Raw genomic sequence first — 12,347 nt, forward strand, 5'->3', positions numbered from 1 at the left:
GGGGCCCGCCTCAGGGCAGGACGGTGCCCCCGAGCGCCTCTCGCAGCAGCGCCGCCGCCTCGACGGCGTCGTCCGACCACGGCTGCTCGAGCGTGACGACGGTGCCCTCGTCGTCGGCGGTCGCTGCCACGGCGCGGTACCAGTCGACCTCGAGGGCGAGGCCCGCGACGAGGTCGGCGGCGTGCGCCTGCGCGGCCTCCGGCCACGGCTGCGCAGCCACGGCCGTCGCGAAGTCGGTGAGAAGCAGCGCGAGCTCGGCGGAGATCGCACGGATCGCGGCCAGGTCGGCGCGGTCGGCGGCCGCGTTCCATCGGTCGATCGCTGCGTTCGAGGGTGCGACGAGCTCGTTGTAGACGGCGGGCGTCGGTGCGGGCGGCATGGCGGTGGTCCCCTCTGGGCGCGCTCTTGACCTGATCATCGACACGCCCGGGCCACGTGTTGAGGTCGGCCTTGCGACCGGTTGCCGGATCACCCGGGTGATCTCAGGACGTGGAACGTCCGGGTGCCCGCTCGCCCCCGAGGCGCCCCGTCAGAACGCCGTCAGCTCCGCCACGAGCCACGTCGCCGCGGCGAGCAGCCCGAGTCCGAGCTCGATGAGCATGCCCAGCGCCGTCATGCGGATCGCGAGCCATGCCGACGCCCAGGCGGCGGCCGGGTCGCGCAGGCGCCGGTACTCCATGAGGTACAGCCCCGCCGGGAAGAAGACGAGCAGCCCCAGCACCGGCAGGACGAAGAAGCCGACGACGCCGGCGAGCCCGGCGACGACGAAGCTGGAGCGGGGCACACCGGAGACCGCCACTCTGCGGCCGGGGATGACGTAGCTGGCGCTCCACCCTGCCGCGAGCATGAGCACGACCGCGGCCAGCACCGCCCAGGCCCAGCCGCCCGTGTCGATCGCCCAGACGAGCACCGCGAGCGCGATGATCGCGGACCCGGGCAGCACCGGGAGCACGATGCCGACGAGCCCGACGAGGATCGCCAGCCCGACGCCGACGGCGACGAGGTCCATCGTGTCTCCTTGTCGTGGGAGCGGACGCGGGGACGCCCCGGACATGACTGGTCCGGCCGGGACGCGCCTGGCCGGACCAGTGTGAGGTGCGAGGGAGGGCTCAGCGCGCGGGCGCGCCGTGCTCCTCGTGGAGGCGCTCGGTCTCGTCCTGCACGTGCAGGGCGACGTCGGCGAACGCGGACGCGTGCCGACGCGCGTGGTGCGCGCAGAACAGGAGCTCGCCCTTGGCCAGCACGACGCGGACGTACGCCTGCGCGCCGCAGCGGTCGCAGCGGTCGGCTGCGGTCAGCGGAGTGGGTGTCGTCGTGGTCACGACTCCATGTAACCACCCAACCGTGGAGGTGGTCGCATCGAGGAGGCCAGGTTCGCTACCCGCGAAGCCGCCCGGCACGCCTCGCAGGGCCAGGCCGCCCGAGCGCTTACCCTCGTCAGGTGACGAGCACGTTGTCTGAGGCCAGCTACACCGCACGCCATCTCTCGGTCCTCGAGGGCCTGGAGGCGGTGCGCAAGCGTCCCGGCATGTACATCGGGACCACCGACAGCCGTGGCCTCATGCACTGCGTGTGGGAGATCATCGACAACGCGGTCGACGAGGCCCTGGGCGGCCACTGCGACCAGATCGACGTCGTGCTGCACGCCGACGGCTCTGTCGAGGTCCGTGACAACGGTCGCGGCATCCCGGTGGACATCGAGCCGAAGACCGGCCTCACCGGCGTCGAGGTCGTCTTCACCAAGCTCCACGCGGGCGGCAAGTTCGGTGGTGGCTCCTACACGGCATCGGGCGGCCTGCACGGCGTCGGCGCCAGCGTGGTGAACGCGCTGTCGTCGCGGCTCGACGTCGAGGTGGACCGCGGCGCCAAGACCTACCGCATGACGTTCCACCGGGGCGAGCCCGGCACCTACGCCGACCGGGGCCAGCCGGGCCCGGACGCGACGTTCACCCCGTTCGTCGACGCGTCGGAGCTCGCCGTCGTCGGGAAGGTCGCGAAGGGACGCACCGGCACCCGGGTCCGGTACTGGGCGGACCGGCAGATCTTCCCCGCCACGGCGACCTTCTCCTACGACGAGCTCGTCTCCCGGGTGCGCCAGACCACGTTCCTCGTCCCCGGGCTGCGGATCTCCGTCCGCGACGAGCGCGGCCTGCCCGGGACGCCCGGCGCCGACGGGCCCTACGAGGAGACGTTCGTCGCCCACGGCGGCACCGTCGACTTCGTCGACCACCTCGCCCCGGACACCCCCCTCACCGACATCTGGCGTCTGCAGGGCGAAGGCACGTTCACCGAGACGGTGCCCATGCTCGACGACCGCGGGCACCTGACCTCGCAGGCCGTCGAGCGGACGTGCCACGTCGACGTCGCGCTGCGCTGGGGGACCGGCTACGACACGGAGGTACGCACCTTCGTGAACATCATCGCGACGCCCAAGGGCGGCACCCACCTGGCGGGCTTCGAGCAGGCGCTCGTGAAGACCATGCGCAAGCAGGTCGAGGTGAACTCCCGCCGGCTCAAGCTCGGGGCCAAGGAGACCGCGGGGGAGCGCCTGGAGAAGGACGACATCCTCGCCGGGCTCACCGCGGTGGTGACCGTGCGCCTCGCGGAGCCGCAGTTCGAGGGGCAGACCAAGGAGGTGCTGGGGACGGCGCCCGTGCGCGCCATCGTCGCGAAGGTGGTCGAGGCGGAGCTGACCGAGCGCCTCACGTCCACCAAGCGCGACCTGCGCACGCAGTCAGCGCTGCTCCTGGACAAGGTCGTCGCCGAGATGCGCGCCCGCCTCTCGGCGCGCAAGCAGAAGGAGATCTCCCGGCGCAAGAACGCGCTCGAGACCTCGGCGCTGCCGACAAAGCTCGCGGACTGCCGCAGCGACGACGTCGAGCGCAGCGAGCTGTTCATCGTCGAGGGCGACAGCGCGCTCGGCACCGCCAAGCTCGCCCGCCAGTCCGACTTCCAGGCGCTGCTGCCGATCCGGGGCAAGATCCTCAACGTCCAGAAGGCGTCCGTCGCGGACATGCTCAAGAACGCCGAGTGCGCCGCGATCATCCAGGTCATCGGGGCGGGCTCGGGCCGCAGCTTCGACCTCGAGGCGGCGCGCTACGGCAAGGTCGTCATGATGACCGACGCCGACGTCGACGGGGCGCACATCAGGACCCTGCTGCTGACGCTCATCTACCGGTACATGCGTCCTCTCGTCGACGCGGGTCGCGTCTACGCCGCCGTGCCGCCGCTGCACCGCATCGAGCTGACCGGCAGCGGTGCCAAGAAGTCCGAGTACATCTACACGTACTCCGAGGCCGAGCTGCAGCAGACGCTCGCGCGCCTGAACAAGCAGGGTCGGCGCTACAAGGACGACATCCAGCGCTACAAGGGCCTCGGCGAGATGGATGCCGACCAGCTCGCTGAGACGACCATGGACCCGAGGCGTCGGACGCTGCGGCGCGTGACGGCGAGCGATGCCGCGGCGGCGGAGCAGGTCTTCGAGCTGCTCATGGGATCCGACGTCGGTCCGCGGCGGGACTTCATCGTCGCCGGCGCCGGGGCGCTGGACCACACACGCATCGACGCGTGACGGCTCGCTAGGTTTGTCCCTGTGACCACCGAGCCGATCGCCGTGCGCGCCGACCCGCCGGTCCACCTGGACCTGCCGCCGGCGCACCTGGAGCTGACGTGGCGCCCGCTGCACGCGGGCGACGCCGGGCAGCTCCACGGCCTGATGACGGTCGTGGCGGAGGCCGACGGCTCACCCGCCCGGATGTCGCGGGCGATGGTCGACGAGATCTTCGCCGAACCGTGGCGGGACATGCAGCGCGACAGCCTGGGTGGCTTCGACGGCGGCGGAGCCCTGCGCGCCTTCGCGATCGTCGCGGTGCGCCCGGGCGACGTCCGTACCGTCCGTGCCTTCCTGCAGGGCGGTGTCCACCCCGCGTGGCGCGGGCGCGGCATCGGTCGCGCGGTCCTGGCGTGGCTCGAGGGCCGGGGGCGACAGAAGCTCGCGGAGTCCGGCAAGGAGCTCCCGGCGCGGCTGGCGGTGTTCGTGGACGAGCACGCCCGCGACAACCGTCGGCTGTACGCGGCGGCCGGCTTCAGCCCGATCCGCTGGTACACGGAGATGCGCCGCGACCTGGCGGACCCACTGCCCGACGTCTCTGTCGACGGCGTGCGGATCGAGCCGTGGCGACCGGAGCTCGACGAGGCGGTCCGGCTGGCGCACAACGAGGCCTTCGCCGACCACTGGGGCTCCGAGCCGCGCGCGCCCGAGGAGTGGAAGCACGGGCCGCACTTCATGCCGGAGTGGACCTTCGTGGCCCTGGCCGGGGACGAGGTCGTCGGCTACGTCCTGTCGGGGCGCTACGACGACGACTTCCCCGTGGTCGGCTACTCGTTCGGCTACTCCGAGCTGCTCGGGGTGCGGCGGGCCTGGCGCGGTCGCGGCATCGCCGTCGCACTCCTGGCGGACGCCATGGCGGCGTACCGCGCGTCCGGCATGGCGTACGCGATGCTCGGCGTGGACACCGCCAACCCGTCGGGGGCGCACGGGCTCTACGAGCGGCTCGGCTATCGGGCCGTGCACGGCGAGGTCCTGTACAGCGTCGAGATCTGATGCCTCGCGCGCGCGTCGTGCCGTGGCCGCCCGCCGCCGCGTCGGCGCTCGGCGTGCTCGGCGTCGTCGTGGCGCTGGCCGGTCCGCACGGGTCGGGCGTACCGGGCGGGCAGGACGGGCCGGAGCGCGCGGTCCTGGACCTCGTCGTCGCGCGGGAGCAGGGTGCGTGCGACGACTACGTGGCGTCGACCACGCCGTTCTTCCGCGACGACCCCTACCTCGGGGCGCCGACGTGCGAGGACGTGGCGGCGCAGGCCGCGCGGTACGCGGCGCTGGGCCCGGTGGAGGTCGAGGTCGTCGGCACCGTCCACGTCGACGTCGACACGGCCGAGGTCGAGACCGTCGAGCGGTTCCGGGTGGGTACCGACGACGAGTACGCGATCGCGCTGGCCTACCGGACGCGGCTGGTCGACGGCGTCTGGGCGGTCGACCACGTCGACCTGACGGTGCTACCGGGCGACTGACGGCACCGGCCGACTGGCCTCAGCCGACGGTGTGCAGCGGGGCGGGCAGTGCGCGACCGGACATGTCGCGGCGCGGGTCCAGCTCGGGCAGGTCGATGGCCTGGCCCGCCGATCCCGATGCGCGGGCCGGGCCGGGGCCGACCCAGCCGAGGATGAGCGTGTCCTCGCCTCGCAGGAACCGGTGGGCCCTGACGCCGCCGGTCGCCCTGCCCTTGGCGGGGTACGCCTCGAAGGGCGTGACCTTCGCGCTGCCCGCCTGCGTGCCCGGGAGCGCGTCGCCCGCGCCCGCCACGGTGACGACGACAGCACCGTCGCGCTCGCCCGCGCGGACGGCGCCGAAGAAGACCACCTGGACGCCGGCGGCCAGCTTGACGCCGGCCATGCCGCCCGCGCGTCGTCGCTGGGGGCGCACGCCCGACGCGGGGAAGTGCAGGAGCTGCGCGTCCCCCGTGAGGAAGACGAGGGTGTCGTCGTCGGCCACCGGTGCCGCGCCGACGACCTCGTCGCCCTCGGCGAGATCGATGACGTCCCACGTGTCGCCGCGGGGCAGGTCCTCGGACACGACACGCTTGACGGTGCCGCCCGCGGTGCCGAGAGCCAGCGTCGGGGCGTCCGGTGCGAGCGACGCGAGCGCGAGGACCCGCTCGCCCGGCTGCAGGTCCAGCACCTCGCCGACCGGCACGCCGCCCGAGAGCGACGGCGCACCGTCGGTCGGGGGGATCGCCGGGAGGTCGAGCACGGGCAGCCGCACGAGGCGGCCGCGTGACGTGACCGCACCGACGTCGCCGCGGGCCGTGGTCGCGACGGTCGAGATCACGACGTCGTGCGCGGCGCGCCGGCCCTCGCGCGTGGGCGCCGCGTCGTCGGCCGTGCGCGCGAGGAGGCCCGTGCCGGAGAGCATGGCCCAGCACGGCGTGTCCGCGATCTCGAGCGGCGTGGCGCTCGCCTTCGCCGCCGCGACCGACCCGGCGCTCTGCGGACCCGCGCCGCCGGCGGACTCGAGCAGGATCGTCCGCCGGGGCGTGCCGTGCGTGCGGGCGACGTCCGCCATCTCGTCGCTGACGACCTCGCGCAGGCGCGCGTCGGACGCCAGGATCGCCTGCAGCTCGTCGATCTCGCGGCGCAGCTCCTCGGCCTCCTTCTCGAGCTCGATGCGCGAGAACTTGGTCAGGCGGCGAAGGCGCAGCTCGAGGATGTAGTCGGACTGCGCCTGGGACAGGTCGAAGACCTGCATGAGCCGGTCGCGGGCGACCTCGGCGGTGTCGGAGGCCCGGATGACCTGGATCACCTCGTCGATGTCCAGGATCGCGATGAGCAGGCCCTCGACGAGGTGCAGGCGTTCCTGGCGCTTGGACAGCCGGTGGGCGGAGCGCCGGCGGACGACCGTGAGCCGGTGGTCGACCCAGACCTGGACCAGCTCGCGCAGGCCGAGCGTGCGCGGCTGGCCGTCGACGAGGGCGACGTTGTTGATGCCGAACGAGTCCTCCATCGGCGTGTGCCGGTAGAGCTGCTCGAGCACGGCCTCGGGGTTGAAGCCCGACTTGACCTCGATGACCAGGCGCAGGCCCTTCTCGCGGTCGGTCAGGTCGATGACGTCGCTGATCCCGGAGAGCTTCTTGGCCTGCACGCCCTCCTTGATCTTCTCGATGACCTTCTCCGGCCCGACGCCGTACGGCAGCTCCGTGACGACGATGCCCTTGCGGCGCGGGGTGACGTTCTCGATCTTCGTCGTGGCACGCGTGCGGAAGATGCCACGGCCGGTCCGGTACGCCTCGCGGACGCCCTCGAGGCCCACGATCTTGCCGCCGCCCGGCAGGTCCGGCCCGGGCACGAACCGCATGAGGTCCTCGAGCGTCGCGTCCGGGTGCGCGACCAGGTGGCGCGCGGCCGAGACGACCTCGACGAGGTTGTGCGGCGCCATGTTCGTCGCCATGCCGACGGCGATCCCGGACGCGCCGTTGACGAGCAGGTTCGGGATGGCGGACGGCAGGACCGACGGCTGGGTCAGCTTGTTGTCGTAGTTCGGCACGAGGTCGACGACGTCCTCGTCGAGGTCGGCGACCATCGCCATCGCAGCCGCCGCCAGGCGGGCCTCGGTGTACCGGGGCGCGGCGGGACCGTCGTCGAGCGAGCCGAAGTTCCCGTGCCCGTCGATCAGCGGAAGGCGCAGCGAGAACGGCTGGGCCATCCGGACCAGGGCGTCGTAGATCGCCGTGTCGCCGTGCGGGTGGAGCTTGCCCATGACGTCGCCGACCACGCGCGCCGACTTCACGTAGGGCCGGTCGGGCCGCAGGCCCATCTCGGACATCTGGAACAGGATCCGGCGCTGCACCGGCTTGAGGCCGTCCCGCGCGTCGGGCAGCGCTCGCGCGTAGATGACGGAGTACGCGTACTCGAGGAAGGACCCCTGCATCTCCGCCGCGACGTCGACCTCGACGATCGTCTCCTCGAAGGGCGTCGGGTCGGTCGGGCCGGCGGGGCGACGGGCCATCGGTGCGCGGGTCTCCTCGGGTGGGGGCCGCCGGGTGGCGGGGGACGAACCATTGTCCCCCGCGGACGGCCGTCGCCGACGCACCGGCACGCCCGTGCTCGCGGTCGCCGACGGCGTCGGCACCGCAGGGGCCGCTCCCGGCCTCACGCGCGGGCCGGTCGGTAGCCTGACCCCGTGGCAGACGACGAGGCCGGCCCTCCCGCGACCCTGCCGGTCGCCGAGTCCGTTCCGGCGGCGGGCTACCCACTGCACTGGGAGGCCGACGTCGTCCTGCGCGACGGCGGGACGGCGCACGTGCGCCCCATCCGGCCGGAGGACGCCGACGCGCTCCAGGAGTTCCACGTCGGGCAGTCGCAGCGCTCGACGTACTTCCGCTTCTTCGCGCCGCTCGAGCGGCTGCCCGACGCCGAGCTCGAGCGGTTCACCCGCGTCGACCACCACGACCGCGTCGCCCTCGTGGCCGTGAGCGCCGAGGACGGCACCGAGCGGATCATCGCCGTCGCGCGCTTCGACCGGACGGGCCCGACGACGGCCGAGGTCGCCTTCAACGTGTCGGACCGGCACCACGGCCGGGGGCTCGGCTCGGTCTTGCTCGAGCACCTCGCGGCCGCGGCCCAGGAGCGCGGCGTGCACCGGTTCACGGCCGAGGTCCTGCCCCAGAACGGACGGATGCTCGCCGTCTTCCGCGAGGCGGGCTACGAGGTGCACCAGCGCCTGGACGACGGGATCGTCTGGGTGTCGTTCGACGTCGACCCGACGGAGCGCTCGCTGGCGGTCATGGCCGACCGCGAGCACCGCGCGGAGGCCCGCAGCGTCCTCGGCCTCCTGACGCCGGCGTCGGTGCTGGTGGTGACGGACGAGGCAGCACCGGACCACGCGGCCGCCTGCGCCGTCGTGCGGCACCTCCTCCAGGAGCCGCCGCCGGCCCGCACGGTGGCGGGGGAGCCGGAGACCGCCGCCGGCGACGACGCCGGTGCCGTCCCGGTCGTGCACGTCGTGGGCTGGCCGGAGGCGCCCGAGCCGGCGCGCGGCTGGCCGTCGGTGACCGAGGTCCCGCCCGTGGACCTGCTGGTGCTCGGCGTCGCGGCCGACCGGTGCGCCGACGTCGTGCGGCGTTGCGCGCACCTGCGTCCGCACGCGGTGCTGGTCCTGTCCGCGGGCTTCGCGGAGACGGGGCCCGACGGCGTCACCCACCAGCGCGACCTCGTGCGGGCCGCGCACGCCATCGGTGCGCGCGTCCTCGGGCCGGGCTCCTACGGTTTCGTGCGGCACGGCGAGCGTCCCGTCAACGCCTCGCTCGCCGCCCGGGCGCCCGAGCCGGGCCGGCTCGGGCTCCTGTGCCAGTCGGCGCCCATGGCGGTGGGTCTGCTCACCTCCGCGCGTCGGCGGGGTCTGGGGCTGTCGACGTTCGTGTCGTCGGGGCACCGGGCGGACGTGTCCGGCAACGACCTCATGCAGTTCTGGACGGAGGACGCGCGCACCGACGTCGTCGCGGCCTACCTGGAGTCGATCGGCAACCCGCGCAAGTTCGCGCGGGTGGCCCGCCGGCTGGCCGCCGCCAAGCCGGTCGTCGTCCTCACGGCGGGCAGCAGCGGGCACGTGGTGCCCGCCGGCCACGTGCTGCGCGACACGCGGGTGCCGCGCCGGGTGCTCGACGAGCTGCTGCGCCAGTCCGGCGTCATCCGCGCGACGAGCCAGCACCACCTGCTCGACGTCGCCCAGCTGCTCGTCCACCAGCCGCTGCCGACCGGCCGCCGGGTGACGGTGCTGGCCGGCTCGGAGCCGATGGCGGCCCTGGTCGCCGAGGCCGCCACCTCGGCCGGGCTCGCCGTGACCTCCCGTCGCGCGATCCTCGCCGGCCCGGCCGCCGACGACGTCGCGCGGCTGGACGCGGACCTCGCCGAGGCGTACGCGGACCCGGCCTGCGACGTCGTCGTCGTCGCGTACGTGCCGACGCTCGGGCCGCCGCACCCGCGGGTGGCGCGCAGCCTCGCCCGGGCAGCGGCGGCGTCCGGGAAGACCACCGTGGCGTGCATCCGTGGGCTGTCCGGCGTGACCGAGGAGCTCACGGCCGTGGACGCCGACGGGCGTGCGCGGACCGTGCCCGCCTACGCGGCCCCCGAGGACGGCGTCGCGGCGCTCGCCGCCGCCGTCCGGTACGCGCGCTGGCGCTCGGCGGACCACGGCCGCCCCCTGTCGCCGTCGGGCGTCGACCGGGGCGCGGCGCGCCGCGTCGTGCAGGAGGCCCTCGCCGGGGCGGCAGGGGCGTCGCGCGTCGTCCGCCTCGACGACGCGCGCACCGCGGAGCTGCTCGGCGCCTACGGGATCGAGGTCTGGCCGGTGCGGACCGTGGCGACGCCGGAGGAGGCCCGCGCGGCCGCCGACGGGCTGGGCTGGCCCGTCGCTCTCAAGAGCGCGGCGACCACCCTGCGCCACCGGATGGACCTCGGGGCGGTCCGGCTGGACCTCAGCGGCCCGGCAGCTCTCGAGGAGGCCCTCGCGCAGGTCCGGCGCGTCGTGGAGGCCCACGGCGAGACGGAGCGGCGGTTCGAGGTGCAGCGCATGGCCCCGCCCGGCGCCGCGTGCGTCGTCCGCTCCAGCGAGGACCCGCGGTTCGGCCCCGTGGTCTCGTTCGGCCTCGCGGGCGACGCGGTCGACCTGCTGGACGACGTCTCGCACGGGGTCGCACCCCTCACGGACGTCGACGTCGCCGAGATGGTCCGGGGTGTGCGGACCGCCCCGCGGCTGTTCGGCTACGGCGGCCTGCCCGCGCTCGACGTCGCGGCCCTGGAGGACGTGCTGGGCCGGGTCGCCTGCCTGGCCGAGGACGTGCCCGAGCTGCACGCGCTGGAGCTCCACCCCGTGGTGGTCGGGGAGCGGGGCGCCGCGGTGCTGTCCGCCCGGGTGGAGCTGAGCGAGGCCGAGCGCGTCGACGGCCGGCGACGCGCGCTCCCGGAGTGACGCCCCGCCCGCGCGGTGGGCACCGCCTGTGGGCGAGGAGAGCCGGGCGGGCGCAGGTGCAAGGATGGTCGCCGTGCCGCGCACCATCTCCCTCCGCCAAGCCCTCGACCACGCGGGGTACTACCCCGAGCTCGTCAGCGACGTCCTCGACGTGGCGATCGGTGGGGAGGAGGTCGTCGCCCACCTGGTGCACCCGGAGACGACGTTCGACACCGAGGTGCGCCGGCACGTCACGGCGCTCGTGCTGACCCCGACGCGGCTGATCATGGCCCACGTGGACGACCACCCCGCGGACCACGACAACCCGGTGGCCAGCGCGTCGGCGACGACGGAGGCCGTGCCGCTGCGCGCCGTGCACACCGTCGCGCTGACCCATGTCGTGGGGGCGCCGGAGCGGCACCGCACGGGTGCCGTCCCCACCGAGCTGACGCTGGCCGTCGGCTGGGGAGGCGTACAGCGCGTCGACCTCGAGCCGGCCACGTGCGGCGACCCGCAGTGCGACGCCGACCACGGCCTCACCGGGGCCATCTCGCCGGACGACGTCGTCGTGCGGGTCTCCGCGCAGGCCGAGGGCCGGGACGCGGTCAGGGGAGCCGTCGTGTTCGCCCGTGCGTTGTCCGCGGCGACGGCGCGGTGACGGTCCCGGACGGCTTCACGCCCACCGCCCTCGCCGCCGCTGGGCTGCGTGCGCCCCAGTACGGCGGCGACTGCCTCGACGGCGTCCTGCCGGCCGCCCTGGGCGCCCTCGGGGTCACCTTCGAGCCCGACGACGGCCGCGACGCCGAGCAGGCACGCTGGCTCCTCGGGGTGCCGCGGGGCGAGCGGGTCTGCGTCGTCCTCGTCGACGGGATGGGACATGCGCTGCTGGCCGAACGAGCCGGGCACGCGCCCTTCCTGCGCGGCCGCCTCGGTGACGCACGGGTGCTCACGGTCGGGTTCCCGTCGACGACGGCCGCCTCGATCGGGCTCTTCGGGACCGGGCGCGCGGCGGGGCGGACGGGCCTGGCGGGCTACACGGTGCGCAACCCGCGGACGGGTGGCCTGGCGAACCTCGTCTCCTGGGACGGGCTCGACCGGGCGCCAGCCTGGCAGCGCGAGCCCAGCCTCTTCTCCGTGGCCGCCGGGGCCGGGGTGTCGGTGACGTCCGTCGGGCCGGCCCGGTTCGCCGGCTCCGGGCTCACCGTGGCCAGTCTCGCGGGCGCCACGTACGTCCCGGCGGAGTCACTCGACGATCGCGTCGACGCCGCGCTGGCGGCGCTGCGGCGCCCCGGCCTCGTGTACCTCTACTGGGGTGACGTCGACAAGGTCGGGCACCACGCCGGGTGGCGGTCGCCGGAGTGGGGTGACGCCCTGAGCGAGCTCGACCGGGGACTGGCTGCGCTGGCGCGCCGGATGCCCGCCGGGACGACGCTGCTCGTGACAGCCGACCACGGGCAGGTCGACGTGGACCCGGCGGCCGTGCTGGACGTCGCGCAGCACCCCGCGCTCGCGGAGGGCGTCGAGCTCGTGGCGGGCGAGCCGCGCGCCGCGCACGTCTACCTGCGCGATCCCTCGCCCGACGCCGTCGGGGCGGCGGCCGCGCGCTGGCGGGAGGAGCTGGGCGGGCGGGCGCTGGTGGCGACGCGCGCGGAGGCGATCGCCGCGGGCTGGTTCGGGGGCGTCGCATCGCACGTCGAGCCGATCCTCGGCGACCTCGTGGTGGCTGCGCTCGGGGTGGGGGGCATCGGGGACTCCCGGACGCAGACGGCGGCCTCGCTGCGCCTGCGCGGCATGCACGGCTCGCTCACGCCGGGCGAGATGCTGGTGCCCCTGGTCGTGGTGGCGTAGG

At 74.7% G+C, this 12,347-nt stretch carries 10 protein-coding genes; 6 read left to right on the forward strand and 4 right to left on the reverse strand.

The genetic code is table 11. From position 1 onward, the window contains the following. Nucleotides 1-10: 10 nt before the first annotated feature. From AFE02nite_RS02255 to AFE02nite_RS02265, 3 genes are all read right to left on the reverse strand, one after another. Complete coding sequence (locus tag AFE02nite_RS02255) at nt 11-379, reverse strand: hypothetical protein (protein ID WP_034244652.1); 369 nt, start codon at nt 377-379, stop codon at nt 11-13. 150 nt (nt 380-529) lie between these two features. Next, nucleotides 530-1,009, reverse strand: coding sequence for a DUF456 domain-containing protein (locus AFE02nite_RS02260; RefSeq protein WP_034244650.1), 480 nt, complete (start codon nt 1,007-1,009; stop codon nt 530-532). A gap of 100 nt (nt 1,010-1,109) precedes the next feature. Next, a complete protein-coding gene (locus AFE02nite_RS02265; protein ID WP_034244649.1) occupies nt 1,110-1,322 on the reverse strand; it encodes a DUF7455 domain-containing protein in 213 nt (70 codons plus the stop codon). Nucleotides 1,323-1,441: 119 nt separating this feature from the next. Here AFE02nite_RS02265 and AFE02nite_RS02270 point away from each other — a divergent pair, with 119 nt between their 5' ends. Genes AFE02nite_RS02270 through AFE02nite_RS02280 form a run of 3 tightly spaced genes read left to right on the forward strand, consistent with a single transcriptional unit; the run spans nt 1,442 to nt 5,067 of the window. Next, nucleotides 1,442-3,571 carry a DNA gyrase/topoisomerase IV subunit B gene (locus tag AFE02nite_RS02270; RefSeq protein ID WP_034244648.1) on the forward strand — a complete coding sequence of 710 codons (2,130 nt, stop codon included), beginning with the start codon at nt 1,442-1,444 and terminating at the stop codon, nt 3,569-3,571. Nucleotides 3,572-3,592: 21 nt separating this feature from the next. Then, nucleotides 3,593-4,603, forward strand: a complete 1,011-nt coding sequence (locus AFE02nite_RS02275) for a GNAT family N-acetyltransferase (RefSeq protein WP_034244647.1) — start codon at nt 3,593-3,595, stop codon at nt 4,601-4,603. Next, the gene (locus AFE02nite_RS02280; protein ID WP_034244646.1) at nt 4,603-5,067 is read left to right on the forward strand and encodes a hypothetical protein; all 465 of its coding nucleotides are present in this window, start codon (nt 4,603-4,605) and stop codon (nt 5,065-5,067) included. Before AFE02nite_RS02275 ends, AFE02nite_RS02280 begins: the two co-directional genes overlap by 1 nt. Before the next feature lie 19 nt (nt 5,068-5,086). Here the strand turns inward: AFE02nite_RS02280 and AFE02nite_RS02285 are convergent, their stop codons facing one another. Then, nucleotides 5,087-7,558 (reverse strand): DNA gyrase/topoisomerase IV subunit A, encoded by a 2,472-nt coding sequence (locus AFE02nite_RS02285; protein ID WP_034244645.1) that lies wholly within the window; start codon nt 7,556-7,558, stop codon nt 5,087-5,089. A 174-nt stretch (nt 7,559-7,732) separates the two neighbouring features. On the opposite strand from AFE02nite_RS02285, the gene AFE02nite_RS02290 reads away from it, so the two are divergent. The 3 genes from AFE02nite_RS02290 (at nt 7,733) to AFE02nite_RS02300 (ending at nt 12,346) form a co-directional block, all read left to right on the forward strand. After that, entirely contained in the window at nt 7,733-10,519 is a 2,787-nt protein-coding gene (locus tag AFE02nite_RS02290; protein ID WP_261765377.1) for a GNAT family N-acetyltransferase, read from the forward strand. Nucleotides 10,520-10,583: 64 nt separating this feature from the next. Beyond that, complete coding sequence (locus tag AFE02nite_RS02295; RefSeq protein ID WP_034244981.1) at nt 10,584-11,156, forward strand: DUF5998 family protein; 573 nt, start codon at nt 10,584-10,586, stop codon at nt 11,154-11,156. Then, nucleotides 11,153-12,346: an alkaline phosphatase family protein gene (locus tag AFE02nite_RS02300; RefSeq protein WP_052113568.1), complete on the forward strand. Its 1,194-nt coding sequence runs from the start codon at nt 11,153-11,155 to the stop codon at nt 12,344-12,346. The genes AFE02nite_RS02295 and AFE02nite_RS02300 overlap by 4 nt, the downstream gene beginning before the upstream one ends. Nucleotide 12,347: the final 1 nt, after the last annotated feature.

Source organism: Actinotalea fermentans, from assembly GCF_007991475.1.
GTDB classification, from domain to species: Bacteria; Actinomycetota; Actinomycetes; order Actinomycetales; family Cellulomonadaceae; genus Actinotalea; species Actinotalea fermentans.